At 43.1% G+C, this 24814-nt stretch carries 19 protein-coding genes; 6 read left to right on the top strand and 13 right to left on the bottom strand.

Annotated features, from left to right (window positions below):
* Position 1 precedes the first annotated feature (1 nt).
* Positions 2 to 253: a hypothetical protein gene (locus tag C505_RS22080; RefSeq protein ID WP_018692600.1), complete on the bottom strand. Its 252-nt coding sequence runs from the start codon at positions 251 to 253 to the stop codon at positions 2 to 4.
* A gap of 287 nt (positions 254 to 540) precedes the next feature.
* Between C505_RS22080 and C505_RS0110625 the strand changes: the two genes are divergently transcribed.
* Positions 541 to 1353, top strand: coding sequence for a substrate-binding periplasmic protein (locus tag C505_RS0110625; RefSeq protein ID WP_026317888.1), 813 nt, complete (start codon positions 541 to 543; stop codon positions 1351 to 1353).
* Between the two features lie 72 nt (positions 1354 to 1425).
* Here C505_RS0110625 and C505_RS23635 read toward each other — a convergent pair whose 3' ends face one another.
* The 8 genes from C505_RS23635 to C505_RS0110665 form a co-directional block, all read right to left on the bottom strand.
* Positions 1426 to 4458: a non-ribosomal peptide synthetase gene (locus tag C505_RS23635; RefSeq protein ID WP_018692602.1), complete on the bottom strand. Its 3033-nt coding sequence runs from the start codon at positions 4456 to 4458 to the stop codon at positions 1426 to 1428.
* Positions 4459 to 4468: 10 nt separating this feature from the next.
* Complete coding sequence (locus tag C505_RS0110635) at positions 4469 to 5512, bottom strand: NAD-dependent epimerase/dehydratase family protein (protein ID WP_018692603.1); 1044 nt, start codon at positions 5510 to 5512, stop codon at positions 4469 to 4471.
* Positions 5509 to 5763 carry a hypothetical protein gene (locus C505_RS0110640; protein WP_018692604.1) on the bottom strand — a complete coding sequence of 85 codons (255 nt, stop codon included), beginning with the start codon at positions 5761 to 5763 and terminating at the stop codon, positions 5509 to 5511. Before C505_RS0110640 ends, C505_RS0110635 begins: the two co-directional genes overlap by 4 nt.
* Positions 5756 to 7453, bottom strand: coding sequence for a fatty acid CoA ligase family protein (locus C505_RS22090; RefSeq protein WP_018692605.1), 1698 nt, complete (start codon positions 7451 to 7453; stop codon positions 5756 to 5758). Before C505_RS22090 ends, C505_RS0110640 begins: the two co-directional genes overlap by 8 nt.
* Before the next feature lie 10 nt (positions 7454 to 7463).
* Positions 7464 to 8354, bottom strand: a complete 891-nt coding sequence (locus C505_RS23640; protein WP_018692606.1) for a 3-oxoacyl-[acyl-carrier-protein] synthase III C-terminal domain-containing protein — start codon at positions 8352 to 8354, stop codon at positions 7464 to 7466.
* A complete protein-coding gene (locus C505_RS0110655) occupies positions 8351 to 9346 on the bottom strand; it encodes a 3-oxoacyl-ACP synthase III family protein (RefSeq protein ID WP_018692607.1) in 996 nt (331 codons plus the stop codon). The genes C505_RS23640 and C505_RS0110655 overlap by 4 nt, the downstream gene beginning before the upstream one ends.
* A 480-nt stretch (positions 9347 to 9826) precedes the next feature.
* Positions 9827 to 10654 (bottom strand): SDR family oxidoreductase, encoded by an 828-nt coding sequence (locus C505_RS0110660; RefSeq protein ID WP_018692608.1) that lies wholly within the window; start codon positions 10652 to 10654, stop codon positions 9827 to 9829.
* Between the two features lie 39 nt (positions 10655 to 10693).
* Complete coding sequence (locus tag C505_RS0110665) at positions 10694 to 11605, bottom strand: LysR family transcriptional regulator (protein ID WP_018692609.1); 912 nt, start codon at positions 11603 to 11605, stop codon at positions 10694 to 10696.
* A gap of 102 nt (positions 11606 to 11707) precedes the next feature.
* On the opposite strand from C505_RS0110665, the gene C505_RS0110670 reads away from it, so the two are divergent.
* Complete coding sequence (locus tag C505_RS0110670) at positions 11708 to 12805, top strand: efflux RND transporter periplasmic adaptor subunit (RefSeq protein WP_018692610.1); 1098 nt, start codon at positions 11708 to 11710, stop codon at positions 12803 to 12805.
* A 3-nt stretch (positions 12806 to 12808) separates the two neighbouring features.
* Positions 12809 to 15868: an efflux RND transporter permease subunit gene (locus C505_RS0110675; RefSeq protein ID WP_018692611.1), complete on the top strand. Its 3060-nt coding sequence runs from the start codon at positions 12809 to 12811 to the stop codon at positions 15866 to 15868.
* A 51-nt stretch (positions 15869 to 15919) separates the two neighbouring features.
* On the opposite strand, the gene C505_RS0110680 is transcribed toward C505_RS0110675, so the two are convergent.
* Together C505_RS0110680 and C505_RS0110685 are read right to left on the bottom strand one after the other, a co-directional pair.
* Entirely contained in the window at positions 15920 to 16384 is a 465-nt protein-coding gene (locus C505_RS0110680; RefSeq protein ID WP_018692612.1) for a chitin binding peritrophin-A domain-containing protein, read from the bottom strand.
* Positions 16385 to 16496: 112 nt separating this feature from the next.
* Positions 16497 to 16898 (bottom strand): hypothetical protein, encoded by a 402-nt coding sequence (locus C505_RS0110685; protein WP_018692613.1) that lies wholly within the window; start codon positions 16896 to 16898, stop codon positions 16497 to 16499.
* 217 nt (positions 16899 to 17115) lie between these two features.
* Between C505_RS0110685 and C505_RS0110690 the strand changes: the two genes are divergently transcribed.
* Both C505_RS0110690 and C505_RS0110695 read left to right on the top strand, forming a co-directional pair.
* Complete coding sequence (locus tag C505_RS0110690) at positions 17116 to 18267, top strand: hypothetical protein (RefSeq protein WP_018692614.1); 1152 nt, start codon at positions 17116 to 17118, stop codon at positions 18265 to 18267.
* A gap of 64 nt (positions 18268 to 18331) precedes the next feature.
* Positions 18332 to 20233: a lysozyme inhibitor LprI family protein gene (locus C505_RS0110695; RefSeq protein WP_018692615.1), complete on the top strand. Its 1902-nt coding sequence runs from the start codon at positions 18332 to 18334 to the stop codon at positions 20231 to 20233.
* Between the two features lie 60 nt (positions 20234 to 20293).
* Here C505_RS0110695 and C505_RS0110700 read toward each other — a convergent pair whose 3' ends face one another.
* Positions 20294 to 21625 (bottom strand): PI-PLC domain-containing protein, encoded by a 1332-nt coding sequence (locus tag C505_RS0110700; protein ID WP_018692616.1) that lies wholly within the window; start codon positions 21623 to 21625, stop codon positions 20294 to 20296.
* Positions 21626 to 21938: 313 nt separating this feature from the next.
* The gene (locus tag C505_RS0110705; RefSeq protein WP_018692617.1) at positions 21939 to 23516 is read right to left on the bottom strand and encodes a hypothetical protein; all 1578 of its coding nucleotides are present in this window, start codon (positions 23514 to 23516) and stop codon (positions 21939 to 21941) included.
* Between the two features lie 220 nt (positions 23517 to 23736).
* Between C505_RS0110705 and C505_RS22100 the strand changes: the two genes are divergently transcribed.
* Positions 23737 to 24798 carry a hypothetical protein gene (locus tag C505_RS22100; RefSeq protein WP_018692618.1) on the top strand — a complete coding sequence of 354 codons (1062 nt, stop codon included), beginning with the start codon at positions 23737 to 23739 and terminating at the stop codon, positions 24796 to 24798.
* Positions 24799 to 24814 lie beyond the last annotated feature (16 nt).

Genomic DNA, 24814 nt, shown 5'->3' on the forward strand with positions numbered 1-24814 from the left:
GTTAATTTTCCAACATTTGGATTTCTGTTGGTGTCATATTCGAGATAGCAAAGAATACGATTATCGTCCCAACAACGATCATGATAAAGGGCTCTTTTGCGCGATTCCAATTTAATATTCCATAAAGGATCCCAACAATTCCAAAGAATAGAATACCAACTCCCCATAGGATCTGATCATTTTTAAAAGCAATAATCAGCATCCAAACCCAGCCTGCAACAGCGATAAGCAAACCGATATAGTAAAATGCCACCTTGAATACCTCCAATACGATGACGAATATTTAAAGGTTAGTTGATAACATTTATTCAGTAAAAAGTATGGAAAAAGTACTCAATTGTATTACTTGAGAAGAATTGAGATGCTCATTCATTAAAATGATGAGCTTCATCTTCAACATGGACTCAGAGTCTAAATAGGTTGGTTGCATGGATGCACCATAATCTCCATGATACTTTCTATCAAAGCACCTGGATGAAAGGAGTTTAATGGATGGCCTATACTTGACTCTAATGACACTTAATCTTTTCGCAGCAACCCATGCTTTTCAGATCGCTATTACTACTTTTTCTTCTTCATATTTCATCTAGTAATAGCAAAGAAAGAACTGTCGATATCTGGGTGAATGACTCTCACCCTCCGTACACTTATGAAGTGAATGGTGTCGCTCAAGGTGTGTATGTTGAAGTGCTCCGTCGTATTTCAAGTAAGATGCGCGGTTATAAGATGAAGATTATTCCCGCTCCTTGGCAACGTGTGAAAGCGAAAGTAAAGTCAGGAGAAGCATTCGGGTTTGCACCCCCGTATTATCATGGTTATGACTGGGATTATGTTTGGCCATATTCGATTCCGATGATGGAAGAGTTTGTGATCTTGATGTGTCGAAACAAGGTCATGGAAAGTTCACGCAAGATATGGCCGGATGACTTTCATGGGTTAGTGATTGGCAATAACACAGGGTATGATGGATTTGGTGGTCCGAAATTTCGATACCTTGTTGAAAAGGGGAAGATTAAATTACAAGAAGCCAAAACAACAGAGCAAAATATAGTGATGTTGATCTACGGACGTTCCGATTGTTATATGGTGAATCGTTTGTCATTTGCTTGGGAATTACAACGAATGTTGAAGAGCAAAAAAATAAAGCAAGGACAGCAATACACAATTCAAGAGGTTCTCGTTCTTTCATCTGATCCCGTATATTTAGCGCTGACCGATGCCGATAATGGGCAGTATCATTTTAAGCGAGACTTTCTACAAGAATTTAATAATCAACTCTATCGAATGCAGAAAAGTAAGGAGTTGGATGAAATCGTGAAGATGTTCATTGGCTACCTTCCGGTAAAGCATTAGGGCAAGCAGAAATTGCTGCTGAGAAGGCATTCTCTTTTGACTTCTTAGCAGCAACAATGTGGATTTCAAAGGTCAATCAGTACCGGTTGCTTTTGCAAAAGCAGCAAAATCGGAATGCTCAAATATCAGGCTTGGTTTTAGTGTCAGTCCAAACTCAGACTCAATATCCGTAAATAACCTGATCGCGAGCATTGAGTTGCCACCGAGCAAAAAGAAATCACTGTCTGATTGGATAGGCTGCTTGAGAAGGCGTTGCCAGATATTCGCCATTCTTAATTCTTCCGCAGACCAGCTATTTTTCAGAGAACAACTATTGATTGTTGATGAATCAGTTTGCTTTGTGCTTTTACTATGCTTTATCGATAATGCTTTGCGATCGACCTTACCACTACTATTCAGTGGCATTTGATTGAGTCGAACAAAAGCCGCAGGGATCATATACGGTGGTAAATCATTCGCGAATAAAGACCGAAGAGATCCTTCTTGCTCAGTGCAAACATCTTTAGTCGTTGTAAAATAGGCGTGTAGTACTTGCTGGCCATGACTGGGTTTTGCGATGACCACAGCTTGTTTGATCCATGGGACTTGCTCAAGCTGATGTTCGATTTCTCCAAGCTCAATGCGCACACCTCTTATTTTCACTTGTCCATCCTGACGACCGATAAACAGGAAGTTTCCACATGGCAGTTGTTTTACGCAATCCCCAGTTCGATAAGCTTTCCATGGGCTGTTTGGGTGAAATGGGTGGGCTATGAATTTCTCTGCACTCAGAGCTGACTGACGCCAATAGCCTGCACTAACCCCCACACCAGCAATAATCAACTCCCCAACCTCACCTGGTGGGAGAGGTTGTAGCTGATGATCGACAACAAATGCTTCCATATTTGCGATAGGTCGGCCAATGGGGACATCATAGGTATCGAATGGGTAGGAGCAATGAAACACGAACGAATCAATCGCAGCTTCCGCAGGGCCGTAAAAGTTGTAGATTTCTGCATGCGGGAATTGCTTTTGTATTTTACGATACAAAGTTGTGCTGAATGCTTCACCGCCCACTAAAAACTGATTCAGTGGTGGTAATCTTTCTTCTTCAAGTACATCCAGCAAACTATCTAAAATTGAAGGGACGATACTGAGAAATGTCACCTGATGTTTCACCATCAAATCACAAAGATGGTAGGGATCATTTTGTTTTTCTTCATGGGAAATGACCACACGAGCACCACACTGCAAAGGAAGGAAAATTTCCAAGAGTGAGGCATCAAAGCTCATCGGCGTTTTTTGTAAAGTTGCATCATCGGGGCCTAAGTTGAGTTGCTGTTTCATCCACAAGAAGTGATTTACGACACCTGAATGGGTATTAAGGACACCTTTTGGAGCACCTGTAGATCCAGATGTGTAAAGGAGGTAACACGGTTGATCGCTATGCCACTTTGTTTCAATATTTTCAATGGGTAGCTGCTGCGTTGCTTGCTTGATTTCATTAATAAAGATTGGGTGTTTAAGGCTGAGATTTGTTGATAATGTGTGCTGTGTTGTAAATACCCATTCAACTTGACTGTTTTCTAACAAGTAATTGAGTCTAGCTTCAGGGAGGTTTGGATCCAACGGTAAATAAATCCCGCCAGCCTTTAAGGTCGCCAGAATAGCAATGACTTGTTCAAAAGAGCGTGGTAAATTTACGCCAACAATCGTTCCTGTTTCAAGCCCTTCTAGACGGAGCCAATGTGCAAGCTGGTTCGCCCTTTGATTCACCGTAGCATAGTCCAAAGTTGCTTCTTGCCAAGTCAGACACGGCTGCGAAGGGGTTTGCAATACTTGGGATTCGAACAATTGATGAAGTGTCTTTACTTCACCGAGGCGCTTCTCAGACACTTTAGAACTAGGCGCAGAATAAACGCGAGGGAGTTCGAATCCCGAGCTTTGCAGTATACGATCCAGTAACGCTTGCGGATCAGCATAGATTGCTGACTGCGTAATCAAACATAACTGTGTTGTGACGGTATCATCTCGATGCACATTTTCGACAAGGACAATAGAAAATGGTGCAATTGGAATTTCACAAGGGACAGAAAGAACGCGTGTGGCTTGAAATTGAGATGTATCAAACTGGCTTAAATAAATTCGACCAATATGAGAGACGACCGACGACACCATATATTTGCCAGACTTCATTTGTTTGAGCCAACGCTTTTTCAGCACCCAACTCAAGAGTCGATGAGGCAGGGTGTGGCACCAATGATCCGATTCTCCATACGCAATATAGGATTTTGACTGGATTTGTTTGAGCAAGGTGTCTGAGCGCGATTGCCAACTTTGACCTTTGGAGAGGGGTAAGAAAGCAGGCAGGCTCAAGTTCGCCATAGACTGTTGATGATGTTTGGGGAGAACAGAACGAAAATCGACAGGAACCATTAAGCATCCAAGATCAGCGTCCTTTTGCATGATTTCGGCTTCTATACCGAGGCTCAGTTTTGCAATCATAGCAGGGTGCGATAGGTTGAGTTGTCGCATTGCAAAATGGAATTGACCATCAACAGATTGACTTCTTGGACCTGAATGAACAGCTTTGAGAGTCGTTTTGTTTTTGGTACTCGTATTTAGCAATTTTCGCCCCGAATCATCGGTGATCAGACTGAATGATTCTGAGCAAGGCTCTCCGCGTAATGCTTCAAAAACGGCTTTAGCGAATTGGAGTAAACCTTGGCCATCCATGACAGCATGCAGTGCACGGAAAATCACCCAGGTTCTCGGAGCATGTCGCACAATTCTTACTTCGCAAGTAGGGCCTGTTGTTGGATCGAGTTCGTGGGGCAGTTGAAGCAATGGATTGAATTCCGGTTGTGTTCCTTGTTGTCCTTCTTCTGTGATAACTTGTGGGAGGGGACCGTCGGAGACCCAGTATTTTCCCGCACGTCTTAGGCGGATCCCTGGATTTCGCTCTGCCGCCAGATTGACAGCCTGTTTCATCGACTTCTCATCAATGTTACCAACCCCCTCGATCATGAGTTGTATGACAAATCCTGAGAAAGCCTGTCCTGAAGCCAGATAGAGATGTTCATTTACACTGATCGGCCGTGAATATTGTGCAATTGGGCTACGCATTCACTACTCCTTACTTCACTTGCATTAGGTAAGTGTCGAGACCACCCATATCAGAGACCCATTGATGAAAATCTTCAAGGCCCTGATTTGTGGATATAGTGGGGAAGTAACCTAAATCCTGCTTCGCACGATCAATATTATACGTCGCACTATATTGAACAAGGCCGACAGCATATCTGCTGGCTGGTGGCGAGTAACGCCGCTTCAAATATGGGATCTGCCAAATTGTTTCTATCGTTGGGATCAGTGCTTTTAATACAGGCTGGGGGACATGCCCTTTCACACCTGGGATTTGGAATTGCGCAGCGAGTTGATCAGCAAAAGGCCAGACTTCAATGGGCGTTTCATCGGTGATGAAATAAGCTTTCCCGCCAATGTGCGATGCAGTAGTCGCGAGTAAACAAGCTGAAGCCGCATTTTTGGCATGACACATCGATGAGAAAACCGACTTATTTCCGGCGACGTTTTTGAGTTTACCTTGGTGCATTTTTTTGAGAAATTTAGCAAAAGGTCCAGAAAAATCACGAGGTCCCCAAATCCCGCGCGGCCGCAGTGCACATGTGGTGAATTGACAAGTATTTGCACGAAGCACGCGTTGTTCAGCAATCGCTTTGGTTTCGCAATATTCATTGAGTGCTTTTCGTGGGTAAGGGTAGGTCTCATCAATATTGAACTGATCTTTTAATTCTGCGACAACACTTGGGCTACTGACGAAGACGAACCGAGAAACGGCTTGACGTTTTGCACAGAGAAGAAGTTTCTCTGTCATTGAAACATTATCAACATAAAATAGCGAGTATTGCCCAATATCAGAGACTCTAGCTGCTGAATGTATCACCACATCAATATCTTGCATCGCTTGTTCAAGAAAATCTTCATCCTGAAAGTCACCAATGTGTATTTCAATGTTGGACCCAAAACTTTCAAGATATGCCAGTTGGCTGGATGGTCGTGCAATGACACGAACAGGATATGCTTGTTCCAAGGCTAAATCAACAATATGACTGCCTAGAAATCCAGAAGCGCCTGTAATCAGAAGGCGAGGCCGATTCATATTGTTTTCCACCAGGTCGCTCCGAAAATAAAGGTATAAATACAGGTCTGTGAATGACGAAAACCAAGGGGTGATGCACGGCGCAACGCCAGAGGGATCTGCCCAAGGTGGACGACAACACTGAGGAAAAGATCAACCCACCAAAGTGCAATCAGCATGGGGTGGGTAAACGGACTGATACTCCCGATGAGCAAGTAAATCCAGCCGAATAAGGGGACAAACATGCTCCAATGCCATTGAAACTTAGCCATTGAGGCCTCCCCGTTGCTTCAGGTGTTTTGTGGCCCAAATCCCCAATGCACCTCGGTCGATTTTGGCATTGTGTCGAATATCGACAGGAAATTTTGGGGGAAATAAAAGGGTATCAATCGTACGTGTCATCCTATGTTGAGAAAGTTTATGTCGGATCTCTCTTTCGACTCTCATCCGTGTGTGTTTTGTCATGCGTTGATTCAATTCAATACAGATGACAGCTATCTTTTCTTGTCCCATGGTTGCGGATGTGAGTGCACTGCGATAGACAAACGGGTGCGAGTTAACAATCCCTTCAATTTGTACTGAATTGATCACTTTTCCTTGAATGCTGACTTGGTGACTTTTGCGACCACAGAACCAGATACGGCCTTTTGCATCGATCCAGCCAAGATCGCCTGTCCGATGCCAAATCTGGGCCCCATCTTTAATCTTGTGTACAGCATCGAACTCGGGTTGATCATGATAATGAGCACTGATATTCGGTCCCTGTACAATTAATTCTCCAACTTCCCCAGGCGCACAAATTTGAGCCTTTTCGATTGTTGGAATTGGCTGTTCACTGAGCTGGACAGCATGTACCTGCACAGGAGAAACTGGCTGACCAATACAAGTACCTAAGCCATTTTGCATATCGAATGAGGTTTCATTCAATAAGGTTTCAATCTGAATGGAAGTTAATGGCAACCCTTCTGTTGTCCCCCAAGTCGTATCGAATTTTGCCTTTTGTGTCAGCACCTTGCGAAAACGCTGCATGGTATCTCTTGTCATGGGTGCGCCTCCAGAGCTGACAACCAGCAAAGACGGTAAAGAGATACTGTGCTTTTCTGCATAGTGTCCAAGCGTATTCAAGAGCGCTGGGGATGCAAACATTGCTGTTGCCTGATAGCGCCGGATCGTGTCCACCAGAATCTTTGGTGATGCGCTGGCGGGTTTGGCAGGGTTCATATCCGGGAGAATACAGGTTTTTCCCATCATGAAACCAAGAACACCAAAAAACGGTGATGTTAGGAATTGCACATCGTTTGAGGTGAATGCGTAATGAGACTGGATCATCTGTTTCATGGCATGGACCATACCATATGAGTACTCGACGCCCTTTGCAGGCCCGGTACTGCCAGTTGTAAAACTAATCAGAGCCAGATCATTTTGTGTTTTGGGGGTGAGGGGAAACACAAACTTCTTCGGCGCTTTTAAGTTGAGTCGACTGAGTTTATCCCATGCAATAGGCTTTACCGTGACGGAAGCATGAATGGAACGAAAAAATCGAGGCAGTAATCGCCGAATATGGTTTGCAATCGGAATACCAACAAATGCGCTGGCCCCAACAGAGCGATAACAGTGTAGCATTCTCTTCAACCCCATACCTGGGTCAACAAGTATCGGGATCGCACCGATTTTGAGTAGTGCAAAGAAATAAACAAACAATTCATGACTGGCTTTGAGCATAAATATCGTTTTATCACCTTGCTTGATGCCAGAGGCTAAAAGCTGGCTGGCAACATGGTCAGAGGCTTTCTCCAGATCAGAATATGTGATGGCATGATCATGGTAGTTTCTGGTCATCAAAGAGCACTTAGAAACAATCAATGCCTTTTTGTCCGGTTGTTGCTGCGCGATTTCGCGCAGCAATGATGCCGGGTGGAACTTCTCTTGAGATAAGTTTGTATGAGGTTTAGCCTGGGTCATCAGCAGTTACTCACGCACATTGATACAAAGCACAACTGGTACTTAATCCTGCACCTGCACCGATGAACAGCACCTGTCGACAGTCTTTATGTTTTTGGCTTTCTTGTAACAAGTGATAGCCAATCCCGAAAGTCGATGTATGTGGATTACCGCACTTTTCCCAAACATCAACTATTTTGTCTTGTGTTGCACCGACTTCTCTTGCGACATCATTTGCAAATTCTGCATCAAAAGCAGGTGCTACAATCGCAGTTTGATTGAGATCAACGTGATTCTCATGAATAAATTGACGGGCTTTATCTACTGCAAACTGCTTGAGATCTCGGTAGAAGTTTTCGTCAGTATCAATCGTGATTGTATGACTTGCTTCTGTCCCATGTTTTTTAAAGTCGACATAGCTGGACTGGCCGATATAGGCGTCCTGTGTGTCATGAAACTGGAAGTGTTGGAATCCGCCTTTTTCTTCTGACGGCGCAAGTAAAAATGCAGCACCCGCAGGCTGAACAGGAAAACCATCTGCGGGTTCCCCCGATGGGTGGGCATCACTGGAAACAACGAGTACATAGCCTTTTAACCCTGTTTTGAACAAAGCATCCGCAACTTGCATGGCATTGAGTGCACCCGATGCGCCGTTCATCAAATCGGTTGAAAATGCGGTGCTATCCACAGGAAACCGCAAAAAGTCAGGGTTTAACCCAATCCCTTTTTGAATGAGCGCACCAATCGAAGGCTCGACGATATTCTGATCGCGATAAATGCCAACATTGAGCAGGTAGCTAATGTCTTGAACGTCAATTCCAGCATTCTCAATACAGTGTTTTGCGGCGCGAACCGCATGTTCAATTGCACTATGAATCGAGGGATCAACACTTATACCAGTTGCTTTAATGATCGTATTCATGCTGCGGCCCCCAAATGAGAAATGGTTGCAGACAGACAACCTGTAACTAGACCAGATGCCGCTGGGACCAATAAGAACTTTGTTCTTGGCTTGAGATTGTTGTTTTGGATATGAGAGTGCAGCGCAATAAAGTGGGATGTGGTTGCTGTATTGCCCATTTCCTCCAAGCAATTAATATTCTGTGGCATGCTTGCTTCAAATGCTTTTTCACCCAGTGCGTTGATTCGGTCAACAAATTTGGCACCGACTTGGTGTTGGATGATGTAATCGTAGTCTTCGCCTTGGAACGTTCGGCCTTGTTTGTGGAGTAGTTCTTTTTGGAACATAGGCCACATCATCAGGCGGCTTTTCTTATGCATTTCTGAATTATGGGTGTATAAAGCGTAGCCCGGTGTTTTTTGACTGGGTTTACCGATGCATAATTCTGAATATTCTGCACAAGTCGTGAGTTCGATGTAATCGATTTTATTATCAGCATCTCCTTTGCCATCTAGGATCACAGCGGCACCAGAATCTCCAACCGTCAAGGAACCAAATTGCGGATCTTGCGGGTTTTCGATTTCTCTCGCTGCTGTTTCAGAAATTGTACTAATTTGTTCACCGCTGACGACAATGCCATTTTTAACGACACCCGCTTGGATCATTTTGCTAAGAAAGTGGACACCAGTCATCATCCCAGAGCAGGCATTCGATACATCAAAATGAATGGCATTTTTGAGTCCAACTTCTTTTTTGATAAACAGACTCAGCGCAGGGTCGAAATGTTGTTGACTGCCTGCAACGCGTGTGCGAGAGATGGAACCGGAGATCACGATATCAATATCTTCTGGTTGATAACTAGAATTTTTCAGGCAATTATTGACTGCTTCTACAGCAGCAGAAAGGGAGTTTTCGTGGGGTTGGAGGATACGCCTATTCTTGATCCCAGTGATTTCCTCAACGTTGATTGGTTGTGGATTAACCATGGAGTTCATGAGTTCATTGGTAGACATTATTCTTTCAGGGAAAAAAGCCCCTAGGCTTTCAAATCGTACAATTGACATTATTTCTATTCCTTTCTTAGGGTACACCAAGTATCAAAAAGGAAAGGTGCAAAACCTTAACTTATTTTGTAAAAAAACAGACGGATTAATGCCTATCAAGTCACCAATTCACTGAGGCTTTACAGATTGATGGCAAGACACAAACGTTAGTTTTTTATCGCTGATTTAGAGCTATCACTGGGCTGACAAATCTAAGCAACACATTGAGCCAGGTTTTTGACGGGAGTATTTTTATTAAAATCTTATTTTTAGACCATTTTTCATGAAATGGTTCGATATACATAATAATGATGTATTTTGTGGTGAGAAATGTACCAATATTCGGTTTGGATTGTCAATCCTTGGGAAGTGATCTACATCAAAATACAAGAATAAACCGACATACTGGCACATTTAACTTATTCTTTTTAAATGCTTTAAATCTATGGGTTACTTCGAGCGGCCCAAAATGTGATCCATCATTTTTGTTGGCAAAATCCGCTTTAGGTAGCCCATTAAATAAGTGGGGACTGTCACATAATATCGTGCCTTGGGGTGTTCACTCTCCAGCGCGTGCTTCAATTTGCTCAGCACCGCCTCTGGGCCAAGCGTAAATGCCATTGACGGGCCTTCTTTTTCTAGTCTGGCGATGGCTTGGCGATAGCCTTCTTCATGTCGGCTGTTGCCGATATCAATGTTTTCTTTGAGCGCAATGAGCGCGTTTTTACGAAATTTGGACAAAATCGGGCCAGGCTCAATCAAACAGACTTTCACACCTGTATCTTTGAGTTCCAATCTTAATGTATCAGTAAGGCCCTCGATAGCGAATTTACTGGCATTGTAAGCACCTCGAAAAGGCATCGCGACAAAGCCAAGTACTGAACTGTTTTGGATAATTCGAGCACTCTCGTGTCCCATCAAATGCGGGATAAGTAAGCATGTAAGCTCATGCCAGCCAAAGAAGTTTGCTTCGAATTGCGCTCGGAGCGCATCTGTTGGGATGTCTTCCACAGCACCAGGTTGGCCATAAGCGCCGTTGTTAAAAAGTGCATAGAGGTTATGATTCGTCTCTTGCAAGGCCCACTCTACAGCACGATGAATGGACTGGGTATCACATAAATCAAGCTGAAAACTTGTTAAACCTTCTGACTTGAGTCGCTCAACATCTTCTTTTTTTCTTGCAGTTGCAAGGACATGATAGCCTTCATCTGCAAGTGCCTTGGCACAGTAGTAACCGATGCCGCTTGAGCAGCCAGTGATGAGAATCGATTTTTGCATAGTATTGTCTTTCAGTCTTTTTCTTTTATCTTACTTTTCTTAAATCTTTATGTCTGGTTGAATCGTTGACTGCTGTCGGAACAGTTCCCAGATTTCCTGGGCAACAGGACCAAGTGGGACATCTCGATTGCGGACAATGTGGATCTCTCCATGAATTTTTACAACGGCTTCTGGGATGGATATTTCCACGAGCTCACCAGTTTCCAGCTCGTGCTTTGCCATAAATTCAGGCAGCAGCCCCCAACCTAGACCAGCCATCAGCAGATTTTTTTGCGTTAAACTATCATTCACTTTGACTCTTTGTCTGCCTGTAATCGAAAAAAATTGCTCAGGACGAATATTAAATGCAAGTTTTTCTGGCACGAGCATGGGGATTTTTTCCAAATCAGTTTTTGTTTTCGGTGGGTATCCGAGGTCTTCAATCAAGCGTCTGCTAACCATAGGGACCAGCTTAAAATTCGAATAAGCGAATGTTTCGAAGTTACCATAACTCATAAACATTGGACTCCAGGGCGCAATCGCTAAATCAATTTTTCCTTCACGAAGTCTATCAAATACATGTAAGCGATATTCACCAAAAATCTGCATTTGTGTTTGTGGGTACTTTTGTTGGATTTGTCGAAGCGCTGTAAAGAAAGGCAAGGTATAACATGCTGCATCATAAGCAATTTTTATCACGGCTTCATTGCCGATAGCTAAGTGTTCGCTAAGCTTATACATATATTTATGCGCATTTAATACGTCTTTTGCAGCTTGATAAAGTTCTTCGCCACGTTCAGTCAATGTGACACGATATTGGTCTCTTTGTAAGATTTCAAAGCCAACTTCGGTCTCGAGTTTTTTGATTGCAATACTGATAGCTGGTTGAGTTTTATGTAGACTTTGCGCGGCGAGTTGCATACTTTGACGTTCAACAACAGCATGAAGGGCATTTAACTGATCCAATGTCATAAATAAAATTTATAGAGTTGCTAAAAAAATATAAATTTGATTGTAATCAAACTTTCGATATATTGCATTCGTTTTACTAGCCAACCTATTTTCGGAGGAAAAATGCGTTTGACGCCAGCTGCTTATCATTTAACCGGATTGGCCTGCCTAATATTGCTTCTCACAGGATGTGGAGAGAAAGAACAAGTGGTTCAAAAAGATAAAATTCGTCCCGCAAAACTTTATGAGGTTGTGGATACAGCCGGGGAGCGTATTCGTTACTTTCCTGCGGTGGTACAAGCAACAGAAGATGCCGCGTTAACGTTTCGGGTCAATGGGCAGTTGATTGATCTACCCGCAAAACCAGGGATGGATATCCAAAAAGATGACTTGCTTGCGAAACTTGATCCGAAGGATTTTGAACTTCGACTTGCGCAGGCACAGGCCAAATATAATCTGGCGCATTCCCAATTTGAGCGCTCGAAGCAACTGATTAAGAAAAAGCTAATCTCTCCTTCTGACTATGATCAGGCAAAAGCAAACCTTCAAGTGGCTGAAGCTGAGCTGAAAACCCATAAGACCAATTTAGAATATACCGAGCTTCATGCGCCGTTTGATGGTGTCGTTGCACGTCTTTATGTTGAAAATCATGAAAATGTCGCTGCGAAACAAGTGATCTTGGATTTACAACAGCGTGATCAACTGGATATTGCCATCCAAGTACCAGAAGATATTGTCGCCCGCGTGAAGAAAGATACTGATTACCAGCCAACCGTGACATTCGATGCTTATAAAGACTTCAGTTATAAGGTATCAGTGAAGGAATATGATACCAAGGCTGATCCGGCAACGAATACATTTAAAGTGGTCTTTACGATGCCGACACCAAAGGACTTTACAGCATTGCCAGGAATGACAGCCAATCTGATGCTGGAAGTTGATAAGGTGACCTATATTTCGTTCGACCATTTTGTGATCCCGAATGAAGCCGTATTCTCTCCATCAGATAAGCCACTCAATGAAGATGAACGCTATGTCTGGAAAGTCGATATGAATACCATGCAGGTTCATCTACAAAAAGTTCAGGTTGGGCGCATTACTTCCAACGGGTTAGAAATCAAATCTGGCCTGAAGATTGGCGATAAAGTTGTTTCTGCTGGCGTGCACCGAATGTCTGATGGCATGAAAATTCGAGAATGGAAGCGAGAAAGAGGGCTGTAATTGATGGATGTTGCACGTTATTTTATCAAAAGTAAAACGTCTAGCTGGATGTTGGCAGTTTTGCTGTTGGTGGGCGGTATTCTTTCCTACATGGATTTAGGTCGATTAGAAGATCCGCAATTCACCATCAAGCAAGCGATGGTGATCACAAATTACCCAGGTGCTTCTCCAGAGCAAGTGGAAGAAGAAGTGACTTATCCGATCGAGAATGCGATTCAGCAACTCTCTTCGGTCGATAATGTACAGTCGATTTCCTCCAATGGCATGTCGCAGATCATTGTAGAGATGAAAAGTACCAACCGCCGGGAGCAGCTCCGTCAGATTTGGGATGAACTGCGCAGAAAAGTAAATGACTTGTCTGGTCGTTTACCACCAGGTGTTTCAGCCCCATACGTGAATGACGATTTTGGTGATGTGTACGGTGTATTGATGGCTGTGACGGGCGATGGTTATCAATATGACGAAATCGCGGATTATGTGGATTATTTGCGCCGTGAGCTGGTTCTTGTTGACGGTGTGGGCAAGGTTCATGTTGGTGGAAAGCAGCAAGAGCAGGTTGTGGTCGAAGTTTCTCGTGCGAAGTTGAGTAACTTTGGTATTCCGCCACAACAGATTTACCAAATGTTATCTGCCCAAAATGTAGTCTCTAATGCAGGTAATGTAAAAGTAGGGGATGAGAATATACGTTTTCATCCAACAGGTGAGTTTCATTCTGTCAATGAGTTAAAAGACTTAATCATCAGCAATCCAGGCGCAAAAGAACTGATCCGTTTGGGGGATGTGGCGCAAATCAACCGAGCATATCAGGAAATCCCAACTCATATTATGCGCTATCACGGCAAGCAAGCACTCACACTTGGCGTGTCATTTGCGGAATCGGTCAATGTTGTTGATGTGGGCAAAGCAATTAATCAACGACTTGCAGAACTGGAGTTCGCCAGGCCTTATGGCATGAATGTCGACATCATCTATAACCAGCCACTAGAAGTTGAAAACTCAGTATCAGGTTTTATTCTCAACCTTGTAGAAGCAGTTGTCATCGTTATCGTTGTTCTCCTGCTGTTTATGGGGCTTCGCACTGGTTTCTTAATTGGCCTTATCTTGTTTATTACAGTGATGGGTACCTTCATCTTTATGCGCCAAATGGGGATCGAATTACAGCGAGTTTCGCTTGGTGCATTGATTATTGCGCTCGGGATGCTGGTGGATAATGCGATTGTGATTGCCGAAGGGATTTTGATTGGTATCAAGCGAGGTTTATCGAAAGTTGAAGCGGCTTCATTGATTGTTCGACAAACTAAATGGCCATTACTTGGTGCAACATTTATTGCCGTCACTGCATTTGCACCGATCGGTTTATCCAGTGATGCAACCGGTGAATTTGCAGGAAGTCTATTTTGGGTACTCCTTGCGTCACTATTATTGAGCTGGGTCACTGCGGTGACTTTAACGCCTTTCTTTGGTGATCTGCTTTTAAAATCCAACACAGTAGAAGGGTCATCGGTGGATAAGAATAACGACCCTTATCAAGGTGTCATTTTCGATGTTTATCGTGGCATTCTAACCAAGGCGCTAAAGTATCGGGCAGTCACAGTCATGATTATGTTTGCACTACTCATGAGTGCGATTGTGGCGTTTGGCCAAGTCAAACAGGCGTTTTTCCCAGCATCGAATACGCCAATGTTCCTTGTGGACGTTTGGTTGAAGCAGGGCACAGATATTCGGTCAACAACCAAGCTTATTCAAGAGTTGGAAAGACGTGTGCTTGAGTTTGAACAAGTTGAGGAAGTCACTTCGACAATTGGCCGTGGTGCTGAGCGCTTCATGCTAACGTATCAGCCTGAAAAGTCTTACCCTGCGTATGCACAACTCATTGTTCGAACCGTGGATAAAGACCAGCTCGTCCCAATGTTGCACAACGTCAGGGAATTGATGGAAGAAGAATACCCACAAGTACAGCATAAATTACGTCGTTTAGAAATTGGTCCTGCAACGGCTGCCAAAATTGAAGCAAGATTTAGCGGTCCAGAGCCGCTTGTATTGCGCCAATTGGCAGAAGAAGCAAAAGCGATTCTATATGCTGATGGGAAAGCAAAGAACATTCGTGATGATTGGCGTGAGCGAAGCAAAGTGATCCAGCCCGTAATTAATGAGGCAGCTGCACGTCGCGTTGGAGTGAGTAAGCAAGATTTGGATACGCTGCTTCTCACGAGTTTCTCGGGGAAAACAGTTGGCTTGTACCGTGACGGAACGAAGTTGTTACCCATCGTTTCTCGGCCACCAGAAGTTGAACGGGTCACGGTGGATAGCTTAAAAGACTTGCAAATCTTCAGCCCTGTTTTAAAGCGCTATGTGCCAGTTACTCAGTTTGTGGATCGCTTTGATATTCAGTATGAAGATCCGTTGATTATGCGACGTGACCGAAAACGGACGATTACAGTGCTTGCGGATCACGACACCCTTGGTGACGAAACAGCAGCGAAACTTTTCTCCAGAGTTCGCGGCAATATTGAAGCCATCGCATTACCAGAAGGCTATGAATTGAGCTGGGGCGGAGAGTTTGAAGCATCAAATAAAGCGCAAAAAGCGATCTTCGGTGCGTTACCGCTAGGATTCTTGGTGATGTTTGTCATTACTGTTTTATTGTTCGACTCAGTACGCAGCGCCAGTGTAATTTGGTCATGTGTCCCGTTGGCCATTGTTGGGGTATCCTTTGGTCTGTTGATTATGAACGCGCCGTTTGGCTTCATGGCATTACTTGGTTTCTTAAGTCTCTCTGGTATGTTGATCAAAAACGGTATTGTTTTGGTTGAACAAATCAAACTGGAAATGGAAGAAGGGAAGTCTCCTTACGAGGCGATATTCCATAGTGCGGTGAGTCGTGTTCGTCCAGTATCCATGGCGGCTATCACTACAATTCTTGGGATGATCCCGCTGCTGTTTGATGCTTTCTTCTCATCCATGGCGGTCGTGATCATGTTTGGTCTTGGCTTTGGTACGGTGCTGACGCTTCTATTTGTCCCAGTGATGTACAGCCTGATTTTCAAAATCAAACAAGTCTAAATCAGTATGTAAGGCGTGGGAACACGCCTTACATACCTTTTGAAGTTGTACTCATTCAGGACAAGTACTCGATTGATAAGTGCATAAATCAAAAGATGCATCATACTCAAGTCCTTCCGGGCATTGGTGTTCGTAGATTTGACCCGAAATACAAGTCGCAAAGTTTTGACAACTTTGGCAGGATTGATAATTCCCATCAGGGAGCCCTTTGCATTGTTCAATACAATAGCTGGACTGTTCCAATCCCTGGCAAGTACTTGAAGTCGCATGACAAAGTTTCAGATTATCATCCCAAGAGAGGCCCGGAGGGCATGTTTGTAGGTAGAGTCGTCCCTGAGCACACAACACAAATTCTTCACAGCTTTCGCAGGATTGATAATGTCCAGCTGGTAGTGAGGAACAATCCATCACGCAGTTCGCTGAGTCATCAGCAGTTGCATTGAACAAAAAGATACTGACCCATAGAAGACAAAATTTAAAAAATACAACACCATCATGGTGTGCTGCACGTTCCATGGTTGCTCTCCTGTTGTTTGAATTTGATGCGATTTATATCGTGTTAGTATGGCAGGTAGGAATCGAAGTGCGATGTTGCTGCTGGAACGGTGCAGAGGATTGAGTTGGGCTTTTAACACACAAACGTCATACTGCCCAGTGGTATAAATATCAATGTAATGGTGTCTATCAAAAGAGAACTCAGTACACCAAGCGCAATCCAGAGCTGAGTTCCACGTCCATAGCAAGTGCGTTTGTATTTTTGAGAGATGATGACGACGATGAGTAGCCATTCCAGGTATCGAAGCAGACCAAAAGTAAGGATGAATGCAAAAATAGAACTTCCAATCATTGACTCAAATAGCGCATAGAAATTGAGCATAAAAAACCCTGCGACAAGCTCCAAAGAAAGCCGTATTGCTCCCCATATTGCTGCAAATCTGTAAATAGAATCGACTTTGATTTTAAGGAAATGCGGGGCAGTCGTACAGACGACGGTATACAAACAATATTTGATGATGAAGTAGAAGATCATAATCTTTTCCAAGCGAAGTGATAAATCAGGAACATTTATAACTTTTTTCGTAACAATATGTCATGATAACGGGTTCGTATAGGCAGGGTTATCAAATGCTCATCAATCTCATCAACTGAGTCCTCAATAGGTGATCGGGGAAGTTCCATTGGATCACATGATGATATCGGTGAAGATAAAAACTCATTTTAGTGCATTATGAAGGTCGTATCGTTGTATGTCGTTCAAGCTGATTTTGAAACCGATTGTAAATCTACTCCTTAAAAAGAGGTATTATTACCAAAAGGTTTCGAATCGTAGCCAATCCATATTTGATGTGATGTCGGTCCATTCTTCTCGCAAAGCCGCTGAAGATTACCATGCTTTTTTTGAAACATTAGCCAATCAATTCAATAAAAAACAATTTGCATATTTTTATTCGGTCCTGGATGAAGGGCAGCTACTTCAGACGATTACTGGAGGGCTGGACTTCTCAAAGAAGAAAGAAAAGAAATTTCATAAAGATTTTCGATATTGTGTCATTCATAAACTCCATGACATGTTTCACGTGAAAGGAGAAGTTCAACTGATTTCTGTGCATGTCGATCCTTCAGGATACAGTGCAAGTGCAGTGATCAGGTGTGATAATTTTGGTGAAACTTATCGCTATTTTGTCTTGTTTGCGAATAAAAATAACCGGATCCGCCTCGTGGATTGGCATATCATGTGGTACGGGTTTCGAATGAGTGAAAAGTGTCGACTGTTTTATCAAGAGGAAAATATTTTACCTGGCACTGGTGGCGTTGGATTGAAAGCATTGGCTGAATTCATTGAGAAAGAAGACTTTCCAAGAATAGAAGAAAGCTACGGGTATTTGCCAAAAGAAGTGTTTCAGTATCGTTCTATCATGTGTGATTTGTTGGTGCTTGCGGCTAAGTATTCAAGGCATACTTTTGTCGAACGTCTCTTGAATGATCTTGAAGAAATTTACCCAAACGAACCCTATTATAGATTGAGTATTCTTTGGTATTTTCTGGAACATGAAGGGATCGAATCTGTCCTTCAAATTATTGATGATTTTGCAGGTTGGTATCAACTCAAGGACGCTGGCATTTGGCATATGAAAGCACTCCAATGTAAGGAAGCTGGCTATATGGAACAAGCATTATATTATGCGAAAGAAGCCTTGAAGGTTGATGCGAGCTTTAAGTCCGCTTTATTTATGCAAGCGGATCTCTGTAATCAGCTTGAAAAATATCAAGATTTGGTGCGGATCATCGAACAACTCCGTGATGACTTTGGTGTTCGTATTTCAACAGAACGTTTCCCGGAGTATCAGGCATTTCATCAATCACGAGAATATCAAGAATGGAAAGCAAAACAGAAATAAATACCACTTTGAAGTGAATGCGTTAGTATATGAACACGCGTAAATTCCTTTTTAAAATGATGTGATGAAAATTTCAGCTTTTATTTTTACTGTGGTCTTGCTTTCTTTTCAAGTCAATGCCAAATCAGCATATCCATTAAATATCCTAGAAGGGCAAAATAAGCCTGTTTGTCAGGCTGTTCTATCTGGTTATCAGACGCAGTTGAAATCATCCCAAATGGGCTCGCATCATTCAACTGTTACGCTAGAGCCATTTTCAATTCAGAATAACTTTATTATTCCAGGTGGACAGTGGCTAGAATGGAAGCCCGTTCAGGAAGGGAAGTTGCGACGTGGTATTTTGGTGCAATCATCGCTTTCTGAGCCGTTATCAAAAAACCTCTATGCGTATATTCGTCCCCATTCTTGGCGTGGTGATATCTACTCGATATATCAGGCAGAAAAGGGTAAAACACAGGCGCTTGTTGATTTGATCAATCAACGTGAAAAGAATGAGGATCCGCAACCTGCATTGCCACTCGTGTATCCGATTACCAATGAGCCCATGCGCGATCTCTGGAGTTGGTCATGGAACAATTTATTCCGCTACCAAGACCGTACTTACCTCATTGATGAGCCAGGGAGTTATCACGACAATCATGGTGAAAGACATGTTTACGAAGTCCTGGGTAGTGGGGAAGTGAAGCAAGCGTGTCGGCTCAAGGTGTTTCCGACGGAGCAAGAAGCGGTCAATCATTTCAGACTTCCAGCGGTGAGTCGATTTGCGAGCCAGCTTCATGCCCTCATTGGGAATGGTGTAGAAATTTGTGGCACGCTCAACGCCCATATTAGAGCAAAAAGCGAAGCGCAGGAGTTTTATCTCAATTTACTGGTCCGTCCGACGTTCATTGAAAACCGAGGACTAGTTTGGAAAGAAAAAGACAAGATAGGTAAAGCTTCGCAACTGATCGAAAACTGGCGATTGACAGATATCTGGAGCCTTCGTGAGTCAGACACGCGTATGCATCATCAAGAAGCTGCATTACAACAATTAACGCTGCATTACTCGCGACTTGGGGAAAAAAATCCCCATCAAAAAGCACAGCAGTTTATTGAGTCGCTTTATATGGCTTTTCTCAGTAGTTGGGGTGGGCACTCGCTTCCCATAGAGGATGAAATGAACCTCAGGAAAGATCTCTCGAAAGGTCAACCTGCACTCGCAACCCTCGAAAAGGATGGTTGGCCACTTGCAGAAAGCTTTGGGCAGTTTGCTAACTTGATGTTAGAAAACCCGGAAAACATCGCCAATGTTGATCAGAAATACGATTTAAATCAGCTCAACAACCACTATGGTAAAACGCTCCTGATGTACGCCGCTCACCTCAATCTTTATGATGCAGTCGAAGCTCTTTTAAAACGAGGCGCGAAGGTGAATCAAAAAACATTTATGGCAGAACAAAGTGGTGAATGGGGATGTTTTGGTGTGCCCTTGATTAGCCAGCGAACCGCGCTCATGTACGCCGCAGAAAATGCTTCTATAGAACTGATCCAGCGTCTGATTGTATCAGGCGCGGATAAACAAGCGAAAGATAGTAAAGGAAGAGGGATTGCGGATTACTTGAAGTTGAACCCGAGGTTATCAGAAGATGAACGCAGCGCGATAATCAATGCAAAAACGCCGAAGGAGCTTGATCAATTCGCGAACTTCAATCCCAGTTTTTCATGTGAAAAAGCGCAAAGCTGGTCAGAAAAAACAATCTGTGATGATCCAACCCTAGCGATTTATGATCGAGAGCTTGGCAAGGCTTACAGTGCTGCGCGTAAAGTGAGTCTCGATCCGCAGGCTTTGAAACGGCAGCAACTTCAGTGGACGAAAAAACGGGATAAAAACTGCGAAACAGCGGAGCAACCTTACCATATCTGTCTACGTCAACAGACACGCGCACGGACACGGTTTTTGCATACTTTTCAGAGCATGATTCCTTAGAAAAAGCCCCAAGATGTTGGGGCTTCAAAGTCAGTGTAGAATGAGAAAATCACTTCATCATTAGTAATGATTTAAACCAATGATCATTTGCATCAGCTCCGCTTTATCTTGGTCATCACCAATATTATCCAAGCTGATCACGCCGCGGGTCATGGCTGCGGTTTGTTCCAAAATCGATGGAATATCGAGTTCCTCGGAAAAATCTTCTAGCTTGCTGATGTTAGAAAGGAGCTGAGCATACGCAAGGAAGTGCTCAATTGGCTCTGCTAGGCGTGCTGCATCCAGCGCTTCATGGGATTGATGAATAAATGAGTTGACGGCCATTCTGCTGGAAGTTTTCCTATCATGTTCAATGACAGAGTCAAACCGATCCGTTTCCAGTGTTTCTAAAAAACGCGTGCCACTTGTCCCTACCAATGCTGGCTGATTGGTTTGGATCACCTTGAGCTTTGAGGCAACTTTGGGGTCGATATTCGAGCGAACACGATTCATCTCTTCAGCAAGTTGGTCTGGATCTCGGGTTTTTGCCCACTTGCCAAGCGTATGTTGTTTGTACTTCATTTCATACTGGTTGGGTTTTTCGCCCCCTTTCGTGAGCAAAATGATTTTTTTATTGTTTTCAAGTAACTCTCGAATAGTGAGGTTTTCAACGTCATCTGGCTTAGCGATGGCTGCGCGGATCTCATCATTGAGTACTTTTGACTTAAATAATTGATGAGAACGGTTTCCGCCAAAATCTAATTTGAGGATCACAAGCTCATTTCTTGCAAGAACCGCTTCAAAGAACCTGGCCATTTCTGGGCCAACAACATGTTTGTCACTTTGCATTTGGCCATGAAAAAACCTTAAATTTTGGCTGAATGGCTTCACATTGAGTCGAATATCAAAGTAGCGCGCACCTGCATCAAGTTGTTCAGTTAAATCTTTAGTTTGCGTGACTGCATATCGTTTTCCTTGCGGCATACAACCATCTTTCATTGTATACGTTGCAGCATCATGACTCCCGGGAAAAGAAATTTCATGCACCTTTCTTTCGCCAAACTTACGCTTGGGATCAAGTAGGAGCGCTTCCATCCAGTTTGTCATTGGTAGCCCACTTTTTGAGGCTTCTTTGCCAAGTTTGGACAGTGACTCAGTACTGACGCTGAGGAGAGCGATATTTTTTTCACGCAGGTGTGTGTGGATTTCCTCTTGATGAAGAGGTTGTTTTACAACGAAATCTTCAGCGCTTTTTTGCAAGGTGCTTTGGGGAGAAAGGTGCTGTATGTTAACTTTTGCTTTGGTATGTCCCGAAATCTCTTGTGTGCTTGTTTCATCCTGAAGGCTGTTGAACGGGTTCGTACCACTCAACTGAGATGTGCTACCCAATGAGGTCGCTGGGGGAACTGTCATAGTGAATACCTCTGTCACTGTATCAATGCTGGGAGAGATATAGAAAGCTAAACGATTTGGTGTAGGAAGAAACAACTCGTTTATATTTCTAATTAATTATTCGTGTCAAAACGACACTTAAAAATGAGATGTAAATCATTATTTTTACTGATTAAAGAATGATTCATTGGATTGGTTATGATTTCAATAATACAAAAGAATGATTATTATCAATAAAATCAACAGATAGCGTGAAATGGGTGAGTTTCGTGATATCAATCACAAAAATAAAGGGCTGTTCACAGCCCTTTGAGGTTGATGTTGAAGTTGGAATTTAATTCACTTGGTACTTTGCAATCAAGTCAGCCATTCTGGCGGCTGTTTTTCCAGACTTCTTCAATGCCATTTCCTCATTTAGAGCAACCAGGAGTGTGCTGATTTCTTGGGATGTTCCTGCTTGGGCAATTTTTTCCTGGTATTTTGTGATACTGGAAATATTGTCCATAGCTCTTGGGTGCATAAAGTCAGTTATCGAACCAACGTGCTTTAAGCGCTTTTGGACTATAGCATCAAGCTCATTTAAAAGTTCACTTTTTGTTGGCACAAGTTGTTTTTCAAGATCGACTGCGTGAAGTAGCGCTATCATCTTGTCACTGTCAGCTTTTTCTTCAGCAAGATCGAGTACTTCGTGTGCTGCCTCGGATAATTGGATCCGATATTTATCTCCATCTTGAGCAATCTCTAGGGCATTGTGTTGTTGACAAGCTTCAACTAACGCCATGACAGCAAAGTGATCATTGGAGTGAACTTGTATCAGCAGGTCCAGCTGTTGTTGTATTTTTTCCACTAAACTGCTGACAGAGAGTTTCTGATGTAGCGGTGTCAAAGTAACCTGTAAGCTGTCTTTCTCATCTAGTGTCGCGTGAATAAATGCACCCATATCTCTGTTTAATTCACCCACGATATCCTGTGGGGTTTTAAAAGGCTGCTTGGGTACAAATGGAAGAGCGCTATGCAAGACTTTGCAGACTTTATTTGCAAACCGTTTCAATGGTGTATTGACGTAGTCAATTTCTGTTTGGCCGTAGCCCATACACGCTGCGCCAATCGTACAGCAAACATCTGAATTGACTTGACGCTGGTTATTCCACCGCTCGTTTTGCGACTCGATGATCTGATTATATTGATTGCTCATTTCATCATGTCTTTTTCCAAGATACGGTTGTAAAAAATTACGAACTGGGCCAGATTGGTTTTTATCCATAGCCGCCGTTGCAATCGGTTTAAACATGGCCTTCCCAACATCCCTAAACATTTCATTCCTAGCAGCGGTTAACTTAGCATCATCAAAAGCAGGAATATTGAGCACAGGGCTTTGCTGATTATTTTCATGAATAAACGCATGAAAAGCGGCGAAGTTTGGCATAAGGACTTCACGTCCAAAGTTGGCTTTGCAACGCGCCAGATCTGATAAATATTTAACAATGAACTGCTCTTTACCAAGGGCTCCTTCACCAATGTCTGGGTTAGAGAGCTTTGCTTCTAGTTGTTTTAACTCATTATCGAGGTTAGCCATATACGCTTGTTGCGCATTGGAAAGCTGGATCAGACCATCAGCTTGCATTGTGCGGACATGCTGATATGACTCTTGAATGATATTCAGCTTATATTTCAATGTGATCACATGATCTTCTGACAACTTCCTTTGCGGGGCTGACTGTGTTTCCTGAGATTGCGTTGTTTCGTTTTGATTTAGTGTGGAAGCAACGACCTGTTGCGCTCTTTCCTGAATACGAGGATCTTGGACCATCTGAATTTGAGACCCGTTATTTTTCGCGTCAACTGTTGCTTGACCGCTTTCCGTGGCGATTGAAGTTTTTGGAACAACATTGTTAGCAATTGAGGTCGGCATTTTTCTTCTCCCGATCTAACTTGGATTGAAGAGATAGATTGAGAATGACTTTCTATCTGGCTTATTCATTGTGTAACAAACGCGCTATTTTTGTTTTAAAAATATTCATACTTTTTTACTTTGTTTTTGAATAAAAATTTTTAAACAAATGAGAGTGAACGGTTACCTATCTAGAGTAAATAATGATAAAGTGTGTATTGTAGTATTTTTGAGGTAAATTATGCCGTCTATAGGTAATCATCCAGTCTCCCCTGTGCAAAATACCATGCATACATCTGATGTTGCAGAAGTCTCATCTTCGAAAGGTGGTCCAAAGCAAGTGAAATCAGGTATGTCTGTTGTGAACACAAATTTATCCCTAAAAAAGGCACGTCAACCAGAAAAGCTGAGCCAACGGTCAATCAGTAATGCCCTACTGGAAAAAACAGGAACACTTCCGACGGATCCGGCTCAAAAGAAAGCAATCCATCAAAGTGCAGCATTAGCGAATTTTCCTTATCATCGCGATCTCAGCGTTCTGAATGAAGCAACAGATGGTCAGTGGACTATTGAAAAAACGATGGTGTCTGCTTTAGGCCAAAAGTTTGGATTAAAGTCATTACCACAGGAAGGCTTGCTCCTTGACCCTAAAAGTGGCTTGGTTGCTTTTGTATTTCATAATAAGGAAGCGAATGAAGTTCGATTGGTATTTGGCGGCACAACCAGTGGGGAAAATACAGGTGATCTGATGCAGCGTTCACAATCGAACTTCGCAAGTACGATGCGCCAATGGGGTGCAAATATTAAAAATGCACTATTGGGAAAAACACCAACAAGTTACCAGCAAGCGAAAGAGATTGCGAAGGCGCTCGATCAAATGATGAAGCAAGATCGCCTTCTTCAAGGCAATAGTTTGTCTATTTCTGGGCACTCGAAAGGTGGTGGTGAAGCAGCATACGCGGCTGCCATGCTGTCAACTCCGGAAAACCCGATTAAGGCAGAATGTTTTTGTAGTGCTGAGCTTGGTCATTCGATGCTCAAAGAAGTCAAAGCACATCTTGGTGCTGATGGTTCGGAAGAAAAAATGCGCGAAGCGAAGCAGGCTCTTTCAGGTATTCAACACTATAAAGTGAGAGGTGATGCGATCCCAAACATGCACAGAGCACTGTTCTGTCATGATCTGACACATATCGGGAATAGTATGACGATACCGCACTCGCACTTTCCAGATAAACCAGATGCGAATGGCACGCTTGGATATCATGATCGATTCTATGATCATATTACCGCTTGGGCGAAGTAATGACGAATGCTATTAT

This window comes from Algicola sagamiensis DSM 14643 (assembly GCF_000374485.1).
Lineage (GTDB): Bacteria > Pseudomonadota > Gammaproteobacteria > Enterobacterales > Alteromonadaceae > Algicola > Algicola sagamiensis.

Bases quoted from the DNA above. Each gene is read 5' to 3' on its own strand.
- C505_RS0110625 (WP_026317888.1), top strand. From the start codon at position 541: ATGCTTTTCAGATCGCTATTACTACTTTTTCTTCTTCATATTTCATCT.
- C505_RS23635 (WP_018692602.1), bottom strand. From the start codon at position 4,458: ATGCGTAGCCCAATTGCACAATATTCACGGCCGATCAGTGTAAATGAA.
- C505_RS0110635 (WP_018692603.1), bottom strand. From the start codon at position 5,512: ATGAATCGGCCTCGCCTTCTGATTACAGGCGCTTCTGGATTTCTAGGC.
- C505_RS0110640 (WP_018692604.1), bottom strand. From the start codon at position 5,763: ATGGCTAAGTTTCAATGGCATTGGAGCATGTTTGTCCCCTTATTCGGC.
- C505_RS22090 (WP_018692605.1), bottom strand. From the start codon at position 7,453: ATGACCCAGGCTAAACCTCATACAAACTTATCTCAAGAGAAGTTCCAC.
- C505_RS23640 (WP_018692606.1), bottom strand. From the start codon at position 8,354: ATGAATACGATCATTAAAGCAACTGGTATAAGTGTTGATCCCTCGATT.
- C505_RS0110655 (WP_018692607.1), bottom strand. From the start codon at position 9,346: ATGTCTACCAATGAACTCATGAACTCCATGGTTAATCCACAACCAATC.
- C505_RS0110660 (WP_018692608.1), bottom strand. From the start codon at position 10,654: ATGCAAAAATCGATTCTCATCACTGGCTGCTCAAGCGGCATCGGTTAC.
- C505_RS0110665 (WP_018692609.1), bottom strand. From the start codon at position 11,605: ATGACATTGGATCAGTTAAATGCCCTTCATGCTGTTGTTGAACGTCAA.
- C505_RS0110670 (WP_018692610.1), top strand. From the start codon at position 11,708: ATGCGTTTGACGCCAGCTGCTTATCATTTAACCGGATTGGCCTGCCTA.
- C505_RS0110675 (WP_018692611.1), top strand. From the start codon at position 12,809: ATGGATGTTGCACGTTATTTTATCAAAAGTAAAACGTCTAGCTGGATG.
- C505_RS0110680 (WP_018692612.1), bottom strand. From the start codon at position 16,384: ATGGAACGTGCAGCACACCATGATGGTGTTGTATTTTTTAAATTTTGT.
- C505_RS0110685 (WP_018692613.1), bottom strand. From the start codon at position 16,898: ATGATCTTCTACTTCATCATCAAATATTGTTTGTATACCGTCGTCTGT.
- C505_RS0110690 (WP_018692614.1), top strand. From the start codon at position 17,116: ATGTCGTTCAAGCTGATTTTGAAACCGATTGTAAATCTACTCCTTAAA.
- C505_RS0110695 (WP_018692615.1), top strand. From the start codon at position 18,332: ATGAAAATTTCAGCTTTTATTTTTACTGTGGTCTTGCTTTCTTTTCAA.
- C505_RS0110700 (WP_018692616.1), bottom strand. From the start codon at position 21,625: ATGACAGTTCCCCCAGCGACCTCATTGGGTAGCACATCTCAGTTGAGT.
- C505_RS0110705 (WP_018692617.1), bottom strand. From the start codon at position 23,516: ATGCCGACCTCAATTGCTAACAATGTTGTTCCAAAAACTTCAATCGCC.
- C505_RS22100 (WP_018692618.1), top strand. From the start codon at position 23,737: ATGCCGTCTATAGGTAATCATCCAGTCTCCCCTGTGCAAAATACCATG.